Below are 20,399 nucleotides of genomic sequence, written 5' to 3' on the forward strand. Positions count from 1 at the left end.
TATCGACTATTTAAAAAATAATTAACCAGAAACTATTAACAAATGAGTACAATTGATATAATGGTTTTTTTGGCCTATATCATTGGTATAGCTGTATTTGGAGGGTCTTTTTTTAAGAATAACAAGTCTTCATCTTCTTATACTATAGGAAACAATGATATACCAGGATGGGTGGTGACCATGTCGATATTTGCGACATTTGTTAGTAGTATTAGTTACCTAGCTCTCCCCGGAAATGCATTTTTATCAAATTGGAATGCCTTTGCCTTTAGTCTTTCTTTACCTATAGCTTCCCTTATAGCGGTAAAGTTTTTCGTTCCCTTATATAGAAAGATAAATAGCCCATCAGCGTACACTTATATGGAGCAACGATTTGGACCATGGGCTCGGCTCTATGTTTCGCTTTGTTATTTATTAACACAATTAATGCGAATAGGGACAATTCTATACCTATTGGCATTGACACTCAATGCTATCGCAGGCTGGGATATTCCAGCCATAATAATTATCACAGGTGTAGTGGTAGCGATTTATTCCATGTTGGGAGGAATATCAGCGGTTCTTTGGACGGATGCAATTCAAGGAATAATATTGATTGCAGGAGCTGTAGTCTGTGTTGTGTACATTTTATTAAATATGCCAGAAGGTCCTTCTCAAGTTTTCGATCTAGCGACAGCTAATGATAAATTTAGCTTGGGAAGTTTCAGTTTATCACTTACAGATTCCACATTTTGGGTAGTACTCATCTACGGGATTTTCATTAATCTACAGAACTATGGTATAGACCAGAATTATGTACAGCGTTATATGGCCTCCAAATCCGATAAGGCTGCCCAACGTTCTGCATTGGTTGGAGGCCTGATATATGTTCCCGTTTCCGCTCTTTTCCTATTTATAGGAACAGCCTTATTTGCTTATTACGATAGTGCTGCAAATCTACCTTTGGAATTACAAGACCCTAGTAAAAGTGACAGAGTATTTCCATACTTCATTGTGAATGCCCTTCCAGAAGGCCTTAGCGGCTTATTGGTGGCATCGATTTTTGCTGCAGGTATGAGTACTATTTCTACTAGTTTTAATAGTTCTGCAACCGTTTTTTTAACGGATTACTATAACAAATACTTCAAAAGCAATGCTACCGATAAGGAAGGCATGAAAGTGCTTTATATCTCATCGGCAGTCATCAGCGTACTGGGAATTTTAATTGCAATTGCAATGATAAATGTAAAAAGTGCTTTGGATGCCTGGTGGGGCCTTGCCTCAATATTCAGTGGAGGTATGCTTGGATTGTTTTTGTTAGGTGTTGTTTCAAAATCGAAAAATGTTATAGGTGCTATTATTGGTACTGTAGCAGGAATTTTAGTCATTATATGGTTAAGTCTTTCAGATATTCTTTTTGGTGAAGGTTCTTTGGGAAGTTCTTTCCATACCTACCTCACCATAGTGTTTGGTACTATTGTAATATTTCTGGTAGGGTTTTTAATTTCTATTCTATTCAATAAAAAAGATGGTGAAACATTAACAGTAGATGATAATTCTTAAAAAATAAAAATACAGTTTTGTATTGTTTGAGTTGTTAGTTTAATGCGGACAAGGGTAGACATTCTTTCTATCCTTGTCTTTTTTCGTTTAATCTATAGTTTCTTATTTAATTATACTCCAATTATCCCAATAATAATCGATAGGATTGTCTAATGTACCTATGTAAATTTTTTCATCTCTAATTTTAAGTACTACCCGAAACCTACCATGAGTTTGTATATTTTTAATGGCATTGGAATGAATTAATTCCTCAATCTTGTTGGCGGTAAGTATTACTGCGGATTTTGTTTGATCTTCATGTATCATTACAAAAACATAGAAAACATTTCCAGCATAATCCCTTTCAAGCGAAACTTTACGCATGTCGAAAACATAGCTATTTCCGCTTAGAAGATTGGATGTTTTAACCTGTAGTGAAAATAATTTATTATTCTTGGTGGCAATGATGTCCATACCAATGTCCACGCTCATTATGCTTGCATTGTATCCTCTGAACAAAAGTTCTGAAGTCACATAATGTTCCCCGCCCTTACCTATAAACCCGCTCCCAATTTTCTCTAAAATCTCTTTCTTTTTTTTAGTGCTAACTGTCTCTTTTTTCTTTGGTTTATTTGGATTGATATTTAAAGTGGCTGGCGCTGTTTTTATGAAATCTGAATGGACTCCATTTTTATTTACATCTGTAATTAATTGGGCATTCATAGAGGATTCCGGAGTATTTCCATTGGTCTCAAGAATACCCGCTTCCAAAGCTAAACGTGTGATTTCTTTATAGTGCAGTGGTTTGCCCGAATCCTTTAAAATTTTTAATGCAGATGATTTAAACCTATTCATAATTAAATAATTTCCTTAAAAACACTACCCACTCAAAGGCCATTCCCCATACTGACCCTCAGCTTGTTCAATAACCTCCTTGAGTAGTTTGTCCAATTCGGAAAATGGGACTTTTCCCCTGAGTTCTTTTTTTACGGCCAAACGTATGGCGGCCCTGGCATTCTCCTTTTTGGTCCAATCCAACTGGAGGTTTTTCTTAACGGAATCAACTACCGCATGAACCAAATCCTGTATAGGGCCAGCTTCATTAATGATTGCACTGTTTGCCGATAGCAAATCGTAAAAGGCCAGCTCATCTTCAGTCAGCCCCAGTTCTTTTGTTCGCTTGTCGTCTTCCTTCATTGTGTTGGCAATATCCAACAAGTGTTTTATGGCTGCAATGGAGTCCAAACTGTTCTTGTGGTATTTGCCCAAGACCTTTTCGAGTTCGTCCTTAAGTTTTTTCCCCTTTTTAATGTTCTTCTGCATCCGAATTTTCAGCTCATCATTGATAATCCTGCGTAGCAGTTCTATTTTAATATTTTCATTCCCTTTGTCCTTTGCAATGGCTTGGAAGGAATCATCGATAATTGAAATATCGATATTATCCAAATCATACATGGCCGCTAGGTCAACGATTGCTTGGGATGCCAAGGATTTACTAATCAAGTCTTTTATCCGTTCGTTTTTGGCTCTTTGTGGGCCGGGAGGATATTTTATCTTGCGTATTTGTTCCCGTAGCTTCTGAATGATTCCAATCTCTTCCTGAACGTCCCAAATTCGCTCATCGGAACTTGTCATGGCTACCAGCTCGCTTAATTTTCGTTCTTGTTTCAAGAAGTTTTCCGTGGTGGGGTCATCCTTTAATAGATTATTGACGATTGTTCCTGCCCATTTCATTTTTTGGATATCGTTGAAGTCCATTACTTCTGATAGTTCAACACCACCAATGAGCTCTTTGACAACGGACAACTGTTCAAGACAAAGTTCTACGGCTTCATCCATATCTATAGTAGGCTTACCCTTGCCACCACTACCAGTATACTTTTTGGTTGCTTCTGCCAGGTATCCCGAAATGCCAATAAAATCAACCACCAATCCATTGGGTTTATTTTCGAACACCCTGTTCACTCGGGCAATGGCCTGCATCAAGTTATGACCTTTCATGATTTTGTCCACATACATCGTATGGGCGCAAGGGGCATCGAAACCGGTCAACCACATGTCCCTTACAATAACAATTTTAAGTGGGTCCTCCGGATTTCTGAACCTACTTTTGATGGCCTCCATGGCATTTTTTGTTCGCATATGCGGATTCCATTCCTTAGGGTCTTTACCGGGGTTGCTCGTCATAATGACAGCCATTTCCGGGCAACCTTCCAATTTGCTCAGAGCATTGTACATTTTTACGCAGTTCCTGCGACTCATACATACGATCATGGCCTTTCCTTCTAAAGTCGCCGTTCGGGTTTTGAAGTGTTTTAGTATATCCTTGGCCACCGTTTCAACCCGGTCTTCGGCCCCGGCGGCATCCTCAATGGCAGCCCAAACACCAACAGTGGTGTCTTCATCCCTTTCCTCCACTTCCTCAAGTTCACGGGTAAATTCCGCTTTAATATTCAAGGGGACCATTTTGGGTTCGTAGTGGATAGGTACCGTGGCACCATCCTTGACCGCCTGTAAAATGTCGTAGGTATGAATGGTCTTTCCAAAAACCATTTCTGTATCCGCATCTTTGTTATCTACCGGGGTTCCCGTAAAACCTATAAAGGACGCATTTGGTAAAGCCCTTCGAATATTCTGTGCAAAACCCCCGCTTTCAAAGCCATACTGAGTGCGGTGGGCCTCATCGGCCATAACGATGAGATTATATCGTTCACTAAGTATGGGATGCTGTAGTTCCTTTCCGTTATCAGTCCCTTTGAGACGAAATTTTTCAATGGTGGTAAATATAACCCCACCGCCATCTGTGCTCAACAAGTTCCTTAAATCATTCGTACTTTCTGCATGTTGAACATTGCCCACCAAATCCTTGGCCAGAATAAAGTTGTCATACAGTTGCTCGTCCAAATCGGAGCGGTCTACTTGAATCACAATTGTTGGGTTCTTCAATTCCGGTCTTTGGCGCAGGATACCGGTAAGGATGGCCATACTTATACTTTTACCGGAACCTTGCGTATGCCAAATGACCCCAAGCCTACCGTCACCCTCCGGCTTCATGTTGTTCAAACTACTTTCAACGGCTTTGTTTATTCCCCAATATTGGTGGTATTTGGCCCCTTTTTTTATGATTTTTCCATTATGGTCCTCGTGGAAAATGAAGTGTTGCAAGTAATTTAATAGGGTTTCTTTTGGAAAAAGGCCATGAAGTAACGTTTCCAGTTGAAGGTCTTCATCCTGTTCCGTGTCATGACCCTCCAAACTTTTCCAAGGCGCATACCATTCAAAGCTGGAACTGTACATACCATGTAATGCCCGCATACCGTCCGACACTATACAAATGGCATTATAGTCAAATAATTGGGGAATGTCCAGCACATAGTTTTCAATTTGATTATGGGCGTTTTCTACACTGACCTTGGCATCAAATGGATTTTTAAACTCGAATAGGATGAGGGGTAGCCCATTGATAAAAATTAGCAAATCCGTTCTGCGGCTGTTCTTACCCAAAATGGGGACTTCGTCCGAAACAATAAAACTGTTGTTTTCTGGATTTTTATAGTCGAGAGGGTATAGGTGCTTGGCCTTTTCGTTTCCTTGGGCATCTTTCCAAGAAATACTGATGCCCTGGGTCATTTTTTTATGAAATTCCCAGTTGCGATAGTGCACTTCCATACCCGTTAATTGTGTAAACTGGGCCATGGCTTCGTTTAGGGCAGTCTCAGGAACCTCTGGATATTGATGAGTTAGAAATTTTTTTAATTCCGACTCCAACACCACTTTTTTAGGGTCCCTTTCTAGGGAAGTTCCATTGATATGAACATAGCCTAATTCTTTCAACCAATCTATGGCCGCATTCTGGGCGGTATGTTCATTTAAAAGACTCATAGGACTTCAGTTACCTGATTTTCAAACTCTTTTAAGCGCACTTCTCCTGAAATAAGTTTGGGGAGCAAGGTGTCGCGGAGTTGGGTGAGGATTTGATTTTCAATTAAGTTCTCCTCTATCTGAGAATATAACATTTCAATTTCTTTGAAAATATTTAAGTTCCTTGGAGGAACAATTATTTGTAAATCTTTGATTATTGCTTGGCTAATATTTTGTTGAGCAGAACCAACAGCTTGATTTAATATATCATTTTTAAAATATCGTAAAAATTGAAATATGTAAACATATGAAAGTTCTTTTTGCATAATAGAGCATATAGCTTGATTAGAACAGGCTCTCTTGGACAAAATACTAGATTCTCCAACCGTTGCTCCATACATTGCCAGCATAACCGTTTTTTCAGGAACAAGTTTCGCTGATGATTTTGATAATCCTAATTCGGTAATTTTTTCTTCGGTTTCTATAATAAAATTACCGTAAAGTTCCTTAGACTTTACCCAGGGAATAGTGCCATTCTCATAATATTCTAATTTTTTACGACTTGGAGTTCCTCCAGAAGTTGTATTGTATATTTCTCCTAGTTTTTTAACCTCCCAACCCTCAGGAATAGGGCCCAGTTCAGAGTCTATAAAATTCCCTTCTTGAAAAGGGCCAAAATCTACAAACCAATGTTTATATAATGCCATGGCCATTTCCTCCAAGGTTTTGTTCATAGCCAGGTTGTTCTCTATTTTGTCGTCGATAGCAGAGAGGATTTTGGCGATGGCTTTTTGTTCCAATAAGGGAGGGAGATTTATTGGCATCTCTCTCATTGACTTTAATGATACATTTTTAATTACAGAACCAGTATAATTTGATTCTAAGTAATCAATAAAATATTTGCTAGAAATCACTTGTTTGATAAATGCTTTATCAACATCTTCCTTAACATTAAAATAGCAAGCACTTTTACCAAGCATTACCTTCTCATTGTTGTAATACGCAACCTTGCCTATTGTTCCATTAATTGAAACCAACAATGTTCTGTCGTTAAGTTCCCTTTTATGCTTTTCGTACTCATTTTTGGAAACACGCTTTGTGTCAGGTTTAATTAAAATTTTATCATCAACTAAATTGTTTCCATTTATAAAATAGTATTCTCCATTATCCGAATATTTCGGAGTACCATGAATACCATCTCCCAACTTGGTTACTAAATCTTCTAGCTTATATGTTTTCCAGTTTTCGGGCATGTTTTTCAAGTAACAATGTGCAATTAACAATTAACAATTGTGGTTTGTAAATATTTTTTCATGTTACACACTACAAATAAATAATTAACTAAATGATAATCAACACTATGAGTTTTTTATTTTCAATTTTATTTTTTAGTTGTTTTTTTTATGCTCTACCTGTTTCTGTGATTCCTCTATGTACTGCCCTAATAATATTTTGGGTATAGGCAATATTTTGGTCCATGGCCTTGGCAATGGCTATGGTCATAGGTCCGGTTTCGGCTACCAGTTCAGTTCCGAACATATTTAAAATATTAGTTCGCAATGCTTCATTCAATTGTAACACCTCTTGCATTTTTCTACCCATAACTTGGGCAGCGGCTGTTCCCATCTCAAAATCTTCTGCATCGAATAGATCCGCATGTTCGGAATCCTCTTTATAGAGTTCAGGTTCATAAAGTGGCCATGCGGTCTCCAGCAAGGATGCAATGTCCCCCAAATCTTTGGTTCGGCCAGGCTTTTCTGACCAGGCAATCAATTTTAAAATGACCAGTCCATGTGAAGGGCTTACGGGTATACTTAAACCTTCTGGGTGTTCAAATATTTCGGTAGCGGTTCCTACCTCCATCATACCCAAGGTGGAGAGCTCTATTTGCCGTTCCGTAAATGATACGTTATGGTCTTGCGCAATTTGACCATAGGGTAAAAGATCTATCACGGTATTTGATTTGGTATGAAACAGACGATAGGGCATTTGCCCTTTGGTTTCCTCAAAACCATGTTTTTTTAAATCTGTTTTAAGGGATTCAAAACTAGCATAGTCCGGGACCATTAATGCAAAATCAATATCTGCCGTTGCCCTGCTTGGTTTTACACCCGCTTTGTATAAAGCAACATCTCTTGCATTTGCGCCAATGAGGTAGTAGTGAATACCATGAGACACAAAGACTTTTTCCAAAATTTGGTACACTTCCGTATGATGGGCAAAAGAATATACCTTAAAACTTTGGGGCGATGTGCTCATTGTAAATGATTTGTGCAGTTTCTATGTTTCTTGGTTCACCAGAGTGTATGAGCTGGGCATATATGATGAGTGGATTTACATGGTTTTTAGCTTTAGTTAGGTCTTCAGGGTTTATAATACTTACAGTACTGGTGTTACCCCAAAAAGGAGCATAAAGTGAAATTTTCCCTTTTTTATCAGGCACCAGTTTTAAAACGGTCATAATCTCTTTAACTTCCAACGTGGTAAAGAGTGCATATTTTTCTGGATATAAATAGTCAGTCAATAGCGCTGCGCCTGGCTCGCCACTCCACCATACCTTGGCTCGTAAAAATTGGGTTTTCCATTGTTCTTCAAGGTTACCTGTAAAAGAATAGGTGCCAATCTTATAATTAGGGAGTACCTTTTCATTGAGAATGGGAATCCATCTATCCAATAATTCTTCTTTACGAATGAGTTGGTATTTTTTGTCATCATTCCATTGCACTAAAAAACCCTCATCAAATAACCCGTTCATTATTTTACTTACACTACCCAAAGAAATTTGACTGATATGTGCTAAATGACGAACGGTCTCATTTACTACTTCTGGGCGGTTTAATAATTGAAAAATTAGTTGCGCCCCTGCTTGCGTAAATACTTTGGTAGTATCAGGAATAACTGGTTTACCGGTACCATGCTCGGTATATACTTTTAGCTGTGGTATTTCTATATAGGCATTACCATAACTATCCAAGTAATTAACTTTATTTGCTTTTAGATTTTTCTTGGCTTTAGGGGTTATGTATTTTGCTGCTACCAACAACGGATGTTTTGCCGTCTGATTTAAAAGGATAGGCACATTGTGTGGTCTTATTTCATTTTTAAAATAGACACTTACTTTTTCTCCATTCAAGGAATAAACTGGTAATTCATTCAATTCAGGTGCCTGTTCAAATATTGCCTCAATATCCAATTCGAGACTATCGATAAACTCCATAAAGTATTTAAAATCCAACAACATGTTCATTTTTTTATTTTGTTCATGGAACATGAACAGTCAAATTTAGTGAACAAAATTGATATGTTTATAATTTAGTTCATTTTTTTATTTTGTTCACGGAACATGAACAATGTTATTTAGTGAACACAACTGACTAAAATTTATCAAAATTTAATATTATTTGCTTTTTCAAAACTTCCCCTTTTTCAAACTGTTCCACCAAAGTAGCCTTTAAGCTTTCCATTTTCTCTTCAAAAGGAATGCCGTCATCTTCCTCGGCTTCGGTTCCTACATAAATACCCGGAGTGAGTTTATAATCCTGTTTTTGTACCTCTTCTAATGTGGCCGCTTTGCAGAAGCCATCTACGTCTTTATAAGTTTTGCCCTCGGTTCGCCAATTGTGATAGGTGTCCGCGATTTTATGAATATCCTCATCCGTAAAAACACGCAGCTTTCTACTTGCCATGGTGCCCATTTTAGCGGTATCTATAAACAGGATTTCGTTCATACGTTCCCTATGTTCGCCATCTTTACCATCTCGGTTTTTACTGAGTATGAACAAACAGGCAGGGATACCTGTGGTCAAGAATAACTTGTCCGGTAAGCGTACAATACAGTCAATCATACCGTTGTCCACCATATGTTGCCGTACGTTCTTTTCACCCCGAGAGTTACTGGTCATAGCCCCATTGGCCATCACAATACCTGCCGTACCCGTATCACTTAAATGGCTCCAAAACGTTTGCATCCACATGTAATTTGCACTTCCATCCGTCGTAAATTCATCCCTTGGACCAAATAATCGTGGGTCTTGCTCGGACAAATCTTCGGGGTGCCAATTGCTAACATTAAAGGGAGGGTTGGCAATTACAAAATCCGCCTTTAGGTCTGGGAACTTATCATCCAAGAGCGAATTACCCAATTTTATATCAAAGGACAAATCCCTTAACAACAGGTTCATTAAACACAATCGTAAGGTTTGGGCGGTCATTTCCTGCCCATAAATGGAGATATCACTTTTGGCCCCTCCATGTTCTTTGATAAACTTTAAACTTTGAACGAACATACCCCCACTACCACAAGCAGGGTCAAAGATTCTACCCTTGTAGGGTTCCAACAATTCCACCAAAAGACGTACGATACTACCTGGTGTAAAAAATTGGCCGGCACCGGAGCCTTCGGCCATGGCGAACCTACCAATGTAATACTCGTAAATACGACCCAGAATATCGCTTTCCGGGTTTTCCTTTTCTGAAAACTTTGGATGTGACAACAGGTTGATGATACCACCTGTTTGTTTTGCAGAAAGTTCACTTTTCACGAAAATTCGGGGTAGAAGGTTGTTCAGTTGCGGATTGTAAGACGTCAACAACTCTTGTATTACATCAAAGGCATCATCAATAATTACCTTGATATTATCCTGTTCCGCATTATCCTTTAAATATTGCCAAGAGGCTTCATTCGGGACCACAAAAGTATTTCTAGAGCGATATTCGTCAGGGTCGGAAAGTACATAGGTTTTTTCGGATTCGTCCGTTGTGTAATAATCTGATGAAGGTTCATTCAATTGGTCCTTAATTTCTTCCTTGACCACCTCAAACCTTTCGCTCAAATGCTTTAAAAAGACGAGGGGTAATATGTAATTCTTGTAATTGTTCTCAGAAACGGCACCACGAAGTTCATTAGCGGCATCCCATAATTCCTTTTCAAAATCTATGTCAGCTTTGGCCATAAAGGGTATTCTCTACAATTTAGTTGGGGGAAATAGTATGAAACAACAAAATAGCAAACCTTTTTTGATTTTGTGTAAAAAAAGAAAAGTCTTAAAGTTTTTTTTGAAAAAATTAAAATCAAATGTGAAGCGAAAGAAGTAAATCTGCTAGGTCATCACCTTCAGCCAAATCAAGGTTTTCCAATTGACTGCTAAATAATACATTAAAGCCCCTATCAGTTAGATGCAAGATCCAAAAAGTTCAACTTCATGTTAAAAATGTGCACGTTTTCGTGTACTTTGAGTAAAAGCAGGGAAATGTTGGACATAAAAAAACGGCTTGTGAGTACACAAACCGTTCATTTTAATAACATTAAGTCTAGTAGCGGGAACTGGACTCGAACCAGTGACCTTCGGGTTATGAGCCAAAGAAGAACTGGTTTTATATGATTTCATATGTATTCATATGTCTAATAATCAATTACTTAACTTTTTTAAAGAATCAGTAAAAATCATAAAAAACCTCAAAATGTTTTAGGTAAAATTTTTACATTGTAGTTTCTTAAGCAATATTTCCACCTAAAATGGCTTCAATAAAGATAGTTCTTTGGAAACATGATCAAAAAAGAACGGTACTTATCCATTAGCCATTCGTATCACGCAAAATAGAAAAACAAGTTACATTTATACAGGCAAATATATTTACGAAAAGGATTGGAATAAGGAGTTGTGTAAAGTTCGAAAGTCACACCCCAATTCTACACGACTAAATAATTACCTGCTAAAAAAATTGGCGGAAGTCGATGATATTACCTTGGAGGCTGATAAATCTGAGGATTTTGTGTCCAGCAAGGAGATTAAGAAAAAAATCAAGCACAAAGGCCGATCGGTATCCTTTTTCCAATTTGGGGCAGAAAGGGTCAAAAGCAGATTTCAAGCGGGTAAGTTTTCTACTTGTAAGGGGGAGCTATCCATGTTGTTCAATGTTCGTGAGTTTTTGAAATGGAACCGATTTGAGGAGCGGGAAAAGGTGATAAAGGGCATACAAGAGCGACGGCGGAATCGGGTAGGGCAGTCCCGAAAATTCGGATATGACTTTTTGGAACACGTAAAAGAGGAATTTGATAAGGAGACATCTCTTTATTTTGAAGATATCACCGAAGCCTTTCTAAACAATTTCAAAGTGTTCTGTATTTCTTACTTGGAGCACAAGACAAGAACGGTAACCAACCATCTTATTTACTTTCGGACGTTGTTCAATGCTGCAATTAAAGAGGGCATTGTGGAACCTAAGTACTATCCCTTTGGTGGTGAAAAGGAACGCATACGTGTTAAACCAACTCAAAAAATTGGATTGACAAAGGAAGAGATAGAGCGTATAGAAAAAGTAAAATTGAAAAAAGATGGTCCTGTATGGCATACGCGTAATGTATGGCTGTTCTCTTTCTATTTTGCTGGGATTCGTATTTCGGACGTACTTCAAATGAAATGGTCGGACCTTATGGATGGCCGACTCTATTATACTATGAATAAGAACGAAAAACCCTTGAGTCTGAAAATTCCGGATCAGGCCAAAAAAATTCTGGACTTTTACCGGCCTCTAAGGCAGTCGCAGGATGATTATATTTTTCCTTATTTGAAAAAGGCTAATCCTACAAGCAAACGGGATGTTTTTGTGAAGACGCGTAATGGCACGGTCATACTTAACAAATACCTGAAACTATTGGCGGAAAAATGCATGATTACCAAAAATTTATCCAACCACATTGCTCGCCATTCGTTTGGGAATATTGCTGGTGATGCCATTTCTCCTCTTATGCTTCAAAAACTCTATCGACATAGTGATTTGAAAACCACCATTATGTATCAGGCAAACTTCATCCATAAAGATGCGGATGATGCGTTGGATGCGGTTTTGAATTCTTAAGATTAAAAATAGGAGAATTTTACGAAATATGATTTCTACAGAGTTTAATCCTTTTTTTCCAACCAACTTATTTTATGGGTTTTAACGTTGATTCAAAATCTGGTTAAAGGCTATATGGTTGCAAATAATATCATCTGACTTTCAAATAATGGAAACATAGAAATTAAATGATTGATTGAAAATGAAGAATAATCTTAAACAGTAATAAACCTTTAATTTTTGCCCTAAATTTATGATTAACTTTTTTGTGCAGAGGTTTTAATCATTTAATTCAGCCTGATTTTTTACAAATTCAAAATATGCTGCATCCTTGAAATCAAACCAATCCTTTCTATAATCAGAGCGGGCAATGAGATTTTTAAAATTCCCAAAGGGCTTAGGTTTGGAAATTCCCGAATATAATTGGTTTTTCAAATCGGAATCCTCCAAGGAGTGAATAAAGTTTTCCATAACCCTAAAACGTTCATTTGAACACATTTTTTCAAATCGGACATACTTGTCCCTTTCACTATCAATTTTGTCGAGGGTATCTATCCAAAACTCGGGTTCAAAATTGGGGTCTTCAATATCAGGGTGATATTCAATTGTTGATAACGAGGGATTATAGAAACAGTCCATTCCACTATCTAGTAGTTCAGCAATTTCCTTAATTGTTTCATCACTCAATTTCATTTTATATGGGATGAAATAATACAGCCCCAGCTACAATGCCTAAGCATTTTCTAAGGATTGTTCGTGTGTGCTGTATGTTTTATGAAAAATTTCAGGGTTCATGATTAACAATTGTTCTTGTTCACATCAGGCTGTAGTTTACGGATGATTGATTTCGTATTTGTTTAAAAATACATCCATCGCTGTTTCCAAGTCATCTTTGTTCTCCATAAAAGGAATATGTCCCGATGAACTTTTCCACAATACCATATTTGGGAATAAAACTCCTTTATAATGTTCAGGCCCAATGGTCCAATCATTCTCACCATAAAAAAACAACACAGGTATGTTAATAGCTGGAGTGAACATTTTAAAATTAATCAAATAATCGTTGTGAACCATCCCAACAGCGCTGAAATCGTGGTTCCAATTGGGAATTTCCTGATAGGTTGCATTCATTTTCGTTTCGTTCTCTTGGTGGGCATAGGCCAATTTCCACATCACACCCTTTTCATTCAATAATGGAAATAAACGGTTCAGTTTGTCTTGAACTGTTACGGTGGTATCCTGATAAAAATGTGAATCTGAGATGCCGAGAAACTCCACAGCTTTGGGAATCCAGCTTTCAGTGATACTTTCTTTTAAGTTTAGGGAACAGTTGAACATCATTAATCCTCTAATGGAGTTTTGATGTTCCATCGCATAGGCCGTAGTCATGGTACCCGAAAAGGAATGCCCCATAATAATCCAGTCCTTGAATCCTAGGAATTTTCGAACTTCCTCAAAATCTAAAATCATTCTGTCGATACCGTAATTACCATCCGTAGGACTGGTAGAACGCCCAACGCCCCTTAGATCCAAATAGACCATGGTAAATCGTTCTTCCAAGATATTGCCTGCAAACCTTTCCATCCAGTAACTTCCTGAACCTGGGCCGCCATGTACGTAGAGGCACGGAGTACCTTTGCCCTTCACATTTACGTAAAGTTCAACTTGGTCCGAAGTGGTTACTTTGTATTCATTGGCGTTGCACAAAGTGATTGCCATAACTGCTGATACTAGAAATAATAATTTTTTCATGGTGTGGGGTTTTTAAGCGATTTCACGCTGTTTTGTTTTCAGGATTTGACGATGTACTTGATCAAATTGTTACAGATGAATGGTTAAAAATGTTATGGGAACACTGGGGGGCTTGCTTCAAAATTCTTGTAACAAGCGTCATTTTGACAAGATGCTCTAGAGCGAGTGTACAGGATTGTTGGAGGTCCTCGTTCGTGATATAGGGTTGTCGCTGTTTGTTGGAAACCGTAAAATAAAATTGGTACCCTTGCCCATTTCGGTTTAATCAATTTGTCTAGTCCTGAAATATGGCTACAGGTTAATAATTAAGTTTAAGCTGTTTTTAAATATACCATGTTCGGGGTATTATATTCTAAAGATAAATGTAATCTTACCTCATTGTATAACTTGATTGCATTTTTGGCCGCACGCTTGGCGTGGGCCAGACCATCAAAGGTCTGGTCAAGGTAGAACTCGTCCTTTAGGATGCCGTTCACACGTTCTGCCAGGGCGTTCTCATAGCAATGGTTATCTTCTGTCATACTGATCGCGATGTTGTTTCTTTTGAGTATTTGGGTGTATTGGTCGCTACAATACTGTATGCCCCTATCGGAATGGTGGATGAGCCCTTTAGTGCTTCCGGCTTGGTACAACGCTTTGTTCAGGGCCCTAACACATCCTTTTAGCTCCAGGCTATCGCTAAGGTCGTAACCAATGATCTTGCGTGAATAGATATCGGTCAACAATGCCAGATAACAGAATCCTTTTACCGTCCTGATATATGTAACGTCACTTGCCCAGACTTGATCGGGCCTTGTGATTTCAATCTCCTTGATGATGTTCCTATACTTCCTGAACCTATGAAAGGAATTGGTGGTCCTTGAGCTGTATTTCTTTCTAAGAGTGAGCATATCGTGTTTTCTAAGAATGTTGAACAGGGTATCCCTTCCTATTTTAAGGTTGGCGTTGGCAAAGTCCCCTTTTAGGGATTTTTCGAGTTTGCGAACGCCTTCCCTAGGTAGGGACCTGCGTCTTTGCTTGACAATGGACACTACCTTTTTCTCGACCTCTGAACGTACGTTTTCCCTACGTTTGAATTTATAGTAAGCATCACGTTTGAGTCCGAAACAAGTGGTTATGGCCGATAAAGAGACAGATCCCCTTGATTTTTCCTTTGCCTTTATCAAGGCTTGATACTTAGTTTTTTTTTAAGTTCAAGGACCGATTTGTACCCGAGCTGTTCCGCAGCTACTTCAAGGTAGGATTCATCGATCAGGGCATCCATATCCTTTTTCAAAAGGAGCTTCTTAAGTTGTTCGATCTCTTTTTGGAGCTCCTTTATCCGGGTTATCTCGTCTTTTGTCTTCACTGTTACACGGGTGTTCATTAGGTCCTTCCGATTATACTTCCTGACCCATTCGTTGATGGTGGTAGGTGCTATTCCGTAAGCTTTGCCCAGTTGATACTTGTTCAGTTTTCCGGTGGTAAGTTCGTCTAAAATTTTGAGTTTGAAAGATTCTGAATACCGTCTGATAACTTTGTCGTTTTTGTACATAATGTTTGAAATTATGTAGCCTTTATTCAGGACGGGTCAATATGCACGCCAACTTGTTTATATAGATGTAAAATACATCTATATACCCCCAATATAGGAATAAAACCGATGAAAGAGGTGAATCTTTGTTTTACAGGTCAAATTCATCAAAAGGGTTTTTTATCTTGTCCAAACTGGTCGAACTTACATGTGTGTAGATCATCGTAGTCTTAGCGCTGTTATGGCCCAACAGCTCCTGAATGTACCTGAGGTCAGTACCGTTCTCCAACAAATGCGTCGCATGGCTATGTCTAAGGGTATGAAGGGTGATAGGCTTTTCTATCCCCGTGTTCAACAGGGAGCGCTTGAGTACCTGCCTGGCACTAACCGTGGAATAAGCACCACCATTTTGTCCTTCGAAAACAAAATCATTAGGCTCGTAGCATGAATAATACTCGATCAAAAGGGCTTTCATTCTTTCCGGTAAAGGTACATATCTGTCCTTGGAACCTTTAGCGGACCTGACATGCATGAACCTTCGTTTCATATCTATGTCCCTTACTCGTAGGCCCAATGCCTCACCAATCCTTAGGCCACATGAATACAGTAAACTAAGTAACGTTTTATGTTTAAGGTTTGGCGTAGACGCCAATATAGATTTTACTTCATCTATGGAAAGTACCACAGGGAGTTTTTTGGATTTTTTGGGACGTTCCAAACCATCGGCAATCAAAATGCAATTTACCCGGTCGCGATAAAATAGTTTTATGGTATTGATAGCCTGATTTTGGTACGTATATGAAAACCGATTCGCCAAAATGTAGTTGGTGTTAAAATCTATAATATCCGTTTCGGTTATAGAGTGTATGGGTTTAGGGTGTTTAAATCTAAAAAACTGTAGCAACATACTTTCATAGGTATTGATTGTATTTAGACTATACCGTTTTTGTTGCATCCATTCCCTGAACAACTTTATATTCTTTTTTAGGTCTTGTGAAATGTTAGCATCTAGGACAAACTTTTTTTTGGCGCCATCGTGCCTGTCATTTTTTCTTTTATTACTTATTGCGGAATAATCAATATAGTAGTTTTTGGCCCTCAGGTATTGAAATAGACTATTCGTTATTTCCCTGGTAAATAAAGTGTAAAAACTTCGAAGGCCAGAACTCCACTGTATCCCGGGAAATTTCTTTACATACTCCTTTAGTTCCAGATTATATTCAAAGCCTACTATTAATACCTCTTGCCCATTATGATGGGATTTAGAGAAAATGATAATGGGTCTTTCCTGCATATGATTTTTAAGCCCAATATCAGCTAATTAAATCATTTAATAGTATCTTAATCGAATAATGTTCGCATATACATTCGACTAATTTTTTGAAAAAGCATGGACCAAAAACATTGTTTATACTGTGGCGAGATACTGAAGGGGAGGAGCGACAAAAAATATTGCAACTTGCATTGCAAGAGTGCCTATCAATATGAAAAGTCCAAAAATCTGCCGGAACGGTTCTTCGATAAGGTCGATAACCAATTGCGGTTGAACCGAAAGATCCTAAAGGAATTCAACAAGGGCGGCAAGGTCACGGTACGTAAGGAGCTATTGACGGATGTAGGTTTTAATGATCGTTACCATACCCATATATGGAGAAACCAAAAGGGAGATGTATACCAATTTATATATGAATATGGATATCTACCCCGGATGGAAAACGGTAGGGAAAAGTACGTGCTTATAATTTGGCAGGACTTCATGGAAAAATAGGTAAGTTCCTTTAATACTATTCAATCCCCTGCGGGAGCCTGTCCTCGCTAAGCAGCTCGGCTGGCACCCTCGTTTCCATGGAAAAACCAAAACGGTCCAAGACCGTTCAGGATTTTCCTTCCCCTTCCCACAAATATTCAAAGTCAGGTTTTATATTTTTCCTTTATGGAATAATGCCAATTGAAAATTTATTCTTGCTAATTATCTTGTTTCAATTGCCAGAAAAGTTAAATCAGTACAATAGGAATATTGAAAGGTGAATTTCGAATAAAAAATGTATCCGTGAAACGGATAGCAAGTTATGTTTTGCGGGTCCCAAAACTGTCTACTTCTTCGAAGTGAAAATTGACTGATCCTTGAAAATATCCGAGATTCTACAAATTCTGAGAGTCTAAAAAATCGGAAACGAATTTTCCAAGGGTGAATATTTTGACCTATGATGGGAGAAATATTTAAACTAATTTCAAAAAAGCCGTTTAAGACTATTTCTTGTCAATAAAATCCTTTTGTGGAAAGGGGAAAAAGGAATTCATCACCAAATATTTCATTGTCTGGTAATTACTTAATCTAATCTTATGTAGAGTCCTGAGAGAAAATTTAACATAATTGTTGTACATATGTTGTACAGTAGAAATCAAAAAGGGCTTTCAATCTTTTGAAAGCCCTTTGTTTGCTAGTAGCGGGAACTGGACTCGAACCAGTGACCTTCGGGTTATGAGCCCGACGAGCTACCTACTGCTCTATCCCGCGATGTGGACGACAAAGATACAATTGTTTTCAGGTAAATTCCAAATAAGAACCGATTAGATTTGAAGAATATCAAAAAGAAAGTTTTAATTGTCAGTGGTTACACCGTTTTTAGATTTCAAAATGATATTTTCGTCATAAATAGCTACATTCGAAACTATGGAGCAATTAAACGAGTTTTTGGTCAAGGCAATTTCTGGAACAGAATGGCCCATGTTTGTTTTATTGATTGGAGGTGGATTATTTTTAATGCTCTATTCCAAACTGATGCCCTATCGTTATTTTGGGCATGCTTTGGCCATAACCAGGGGCAAGTATGACGATGTCAATGCAAAGGGGGATGTAAGTTCCCTTCAAGCCCTGTCTGCTGCTGTGGCGGCCACTGTAGGTCTTGGAAATATTTCTGGGGTTGCCATAGCCATTCACGATGGGGGCCCAGGGGTTGTGTTTTGGATATGGATGACCGCACTAATTGGTATGTGTATCAAATTCTATTCCTGTAGTTTATCCATCATGTTCAGGGGGGAGGATTCCGAAGGTAAATTACAGGGAGGTCCCATGTTTTACATTATAAAAGGTCTTGGAAAGAAATATAAGCCGCTGGCCGTATTTTTTGCACTTGCCGGTCTTTTTGGATTTTTAGGTGTTTTTACGGCCAACCAGTTTACGGAAACTTTTATGAGCGTGGTGAATCCTTCGGATACCATAGCCCAAATGAGTGAATTCAACTGGAAGTTGACTATTGGTTTTGTACTTGCCATTGTAAGTTCCTTTGTCATTTTTGGAGGGTTGGAAAAGATTGCGAAAGTAGCGACCGCTATAGTTCCTTTTATGGTCATGGTGTATTTGGTGGCGGTAATCATTGTTATGGTTATGAATGCTTCACAAGTGCTTCCCTCTTTAAAAATGATACTATCAGAGGCTTGGAATTTTAAATCGGTTTTTACAGGAGGTTTTTGGGGACTTGTAATTATAGGGGTCCGAAGGGCCATGTTTTCCAATGAAGCAGGTTTGGGTAGTGCTCCCATGTACCATGGGCAATCCAAAAACGATGAGCCCATTAGGGAAGGTTTGGTGGCCATGTTGGGTCCGTTTATAGATACCATTCTTGTATGCACCTTTACGGCGGTCGTCATTATTCTTAGCGGTGCTTACTTGGAGGAAGGCAGCGGTATCGTAATGACCCTGAACGCCTTCCAAAAGACCCTTTTCGGTTTTGGGGATGAACTATTAATGGTCATAGTTTCTGCGTTTGCACTTTCCACCCTTTTTACATACTCCTATTATGGGGTAAAATGTCTTTCCTATTTGACCAATGCCAGAATCGGTCGTTTGTACAATGTCTATTTTGTGGTCATGATCGTTTTTGCGGCCGTGGCCTCTTTGGAACTGGTGAAAAATCTTATTGATTTATCATACGCCCTGATGGTAATTCCCAATATGATAGCGGTACTTTTGTTGGCACCTAAGGTAAATGCAGCTTCTAGGATTTATTTTGAAAAATTAAAGAATGAACGAACATAAGGCAGGTTTTGTAAATATTATCGGTAATCCAAATGTGGGCAAGTCGACCCTAATGAATGCTTTCGTTGGGGAAAAACTTTCGATAATTACATCGAAGGCACAGACCACCAGACACAGGATTTTAGGTATCGTTAATGGGGACGATTTTCAGGTAATTCTTTCCGATACACCGGGAATCATAAAGCCTGCATATGACCTACAGACTTCCATGATGGATTTTGTGAAATCGGCCTTTGAGGATGCCGATTTACTTTTGTACATGGTAGAAATTGGTGAAAAAGCATTGAAGGATGAGCAATTTTTTAACAAGATTAAAAATTCCAAAATACCAGTTTTACTGCTATTGAACAAGGTCGATAAAGCGAGTCAGGAACTATTGGAGGAACAGGTACAGTATTGGCAGCAAGAACTTCCCTCGGTTGAAATCCATCCTATTTCCGCGCTTCAAAACTTTAATGTTCAAGGTGTATTCGAACGGATTTTGGAATTATTGCCAGCTTCGCCCCCATACTATCCAAAAGACCAGTTGACCGATAAGCCTGAGCGTTTTTTTGTGAATGAGACCATTCGTGAAAAAATACTTATAAACTACAAAAAGGAAATTCCGTATGCGGTAGAGGTAGAAACCGAAGAATTTCTGGAGGACGAGGAAATTATTAGAATTCGATCGGTGATTATGGTAGAGCGTGACTCCCAGAAAGGAATTATTATTGGTCATAAAGGAAGTGCCTTAAAGAAAGTAGGCATGGAGGCCCGTAAGGATTTGGAAAAATTCTTTGACAAACAGGTCCATATTGAACTTTTTGTGAAAGTGAACAAGAACTGGCGAAATGATAGCAGACAGCTAAGAAGATTTGGCTATAATAATTAATTTGG

Annotated in this window: 16 protein-coding genes and 1 tRNA gene; 5 read left to right on the plus strand and 12 right to left on the minus strand. The window is 38.4% G+C overall.

Annotated elements, in window-relative coordinates; translation table 11 throughout:
• Positions 1–42: 42 nt before the first annotated feature.
• Positions 43–1,542, plus strand: a complete 1,500-nt coding sequence (locus F0361_RS10040; RefSeq protein WP_154918404.1) for a sodium:solute symporter — start codon at positions 43–45, stop codon at positions 1,540–1,542.
• Positions 1,543–1,644: 102 nt separating this feature from the next.
• On the opposite strand, the gene F0361_RS10045 is transcribed toward F0361_RS10040, so the two are convergent.
• The 6 genes from F0361_RS10045 to F0361_RS10070 all read right to left on the minus strand — a co-directional run bounded on the left by F0361_RS10045 (position 1,645) and on the right by F0361_RS10070 (position 10,334).
• A complete protein-coding gene (locus tag F0361_RS10045; protein ID WP_154918405.1) occupies positions 1,645–2,376 on the minus strand; it encodes a winged helix-turn-helix domain-containing protein in 732 nt (243 codons plus the stop codon).
• Positions 2,377–2,400: 24 nt separating this feature from the next.
• Positions 2,401–5,403, minus strand: a complete 3,003-nt coding sequence (locus F0361_RS10050) for a type I restriction endonuclease subunit R (protein WP_154918406.1) — start codon at positions 5,401–5,403, stop codon at positions 2,401–2,403.
• A complete protein-coding gene (locus F0361_RS10055) occupies positions 5,400–6,635 on the minus strand; it encodes a restriction endonuclease subunit S (RefSeq protein ID WP_154918407.1) in 1,236 nt (411 codons plus the stop codon). The genes F0361_RS10050 and F0361_RS10055 overlap by 4 nt, the downstream gene beginning before the upstream one ends.
• A gap of 148 nt (positions 6,636–6,783) precedes the next feature.
• The gene (locus F0361_RS10060) at positions 6,784–7,641 is read right to left on the minus strand and encodes a nucleotidyl transferase AbiEii/AbiGii toxin family protein (RefSeq protein ID WP_154918408.1); all 858 of its coding nucleotides are present in this window, start codon (positions 7,639–7,641) and stop codon (positions 6,784–6,786) included.
• Positions 7,616–8,653 carry a type IV toxin-antitoxin system AbiEi family antitoxin gene (locus F0361_RS10065; protein WP_154918409.1) on the minus strand — a complete coding sequence of 346 codons (1,038 nt, stop codon included), beginning with the start codon at positions 8,651–8,653 and terminating at the stop codon, positions 7,616–7,618. Before F0361_RS10065 ends, F0361_RS10060 begins: the two co-directional genes overlap by 26 nt.
• 103 nt (positions 8,654–8,756) lie before the next feature.
• On the minus strand, positions 8,757–10,334 hold the full coding sequence (locus F0361_RS10070) for a type I restriction-modification system subunit M (RefSeq protein WP_154918410.1): 1,578 nt from the start codon (positions 10,332–10,334) through the stop codon (positions 8,757–8,759).
• A gap of 661 nt (positions 10,335–10,995) precedes the next feature.
• Between F0361_RS10070 and F0361_RS10075 the strand changes: the two genes are divergently transcribed.
• On the plus strand, positions 10,996–12,240 hold the full coding sequence (locus F0361_RS10075) for a site-specific integrase (RefSeq protein WP_246160868.1): 1,245 nt from the start codon (positions 10,996–10,998) through the stop codon (positions 12,238–12,240).
• A gap of 258 nt (positions 12,241–12,498) precedes the next feature.
• Here the strand turns inward: F0361_RS10075 and F0361_RS10080 are convergent, their stop codons facing one another.
• The 5 genes from F0361_RS10080 to F0361_RS10100 form a co-directional block, all read right to left on the minus strand.
• On the minus strand, positions 12,499–12,912 hold the full coding sequence (locus F0361_RS10080) for a UPF0158 family protein (protein ID WP_154918411.1): 414 nt from the start codon (positions 12,910–12,912) through the stop codon (positions 12,499–12,501).
• Between the two features lie 138 nt (positions 12,913–13,050).
• A complete protein-coding gene (locus tag F0361_RS10085) occupies positions 13,051–13,971 on the minus strand; it encodes an alpha/beta fold hydrolase (protein WP_154918412.1) in 921 nt (306 codons plus the stop codon).
• Positions 13,972–14,282: 311 nt separating this feature from the next.
• A complete protein-coding gene (locus tag F0361_RS10090) occupies positions 14,283–15,137 on the minus strand; it encodes an IS3 family transposase (RefSeq protein ID WP_154918413.1) in 855 nt (284 codons plus the stop codon).
• Entirely contained in the window at positions 15,134–15,505 is a 372-nt protein-coding gene (locus F0361_RS10095) for a transposase (protein WP_154918414.1), read from the minus strand. Before F0361_RS10095 ends, F0361_RS10090 begins: the two co-directional genes overlap by 4 nt.
• Positions 15,506–15,635: 130 nt before the next feature.
• A complete protein-coding gene (locus F0361_RS10100; protein WP_154918415.1) occupies positions 15,636–16,778 on the minus strand; it encodes a tyrosine-type recombinase/integrase in 1,143 nt (380 codons plus the stop codon).
• Between the two features lie 165 nt (positions 16,779–16,943).
• Between F0361_RS10100 and F0361_RS10105 the strand changes: the two genes are divergently transcribed.
• Positions 16,944–17,252, plus strand: coding sequence for a hypothetical protein (locus F0361_RS10105; protein ID WP_246160852.1), 309 nt, complete (start codon positions 16,944–16,946; stop codon positions 17,250–17,252).
• A gap of 677 nt (positions 17,253–17,929) precedes the next feature.
• Here F0361_RS10105 and F0361_RS10110 read toward each other — a convergent pair.
• A tRNA-Met gene (locus F0361_RS10110) sits at positions 17,930–18,002 on the minus strand.
• A 156-nt stretch (positions 18,003–18,158) separates the two neighbouring features.
• Between F0361_RS10110 and F0361_RS10115 the strand changes: the two genes are divergently transcribed.
• Positions 18,159–19,523, plus strand: coding sequence for an alanine/glycine:cation symporter family protein (locus F0361_RS10115; RefSeq protein WP_154918417.1), 1,365 nt, complete (start codon positions 18,159–18,161; stop codon positions 19,521–19,523).
• Positions 19,510–20,394, plus strand: coding sequence for a GTPase Era (era, locus tag F0361_RS10120; RefSeq protein ID WP_138257266.1), 885 nt, complete (start codon positions 19,510–19,512; stop codon positions 20,392–20,394). Before F0361_RS10115 ends, era begins: the two co-directional genes overlap by 14 nt.
• The last annotated feature ends 5 nt before the right edge of the window (positions 20,395–20,399 follow it).

The organism is Maribacter flavus, from assembly GCF_008386635.1.
GTDB classification, from domain to species: Bacteria; Bacteroidota; Bacteroidia; order Flavobacteriales; family Flavobacteriaceae; genus Maribacter; species Maribacter flavus.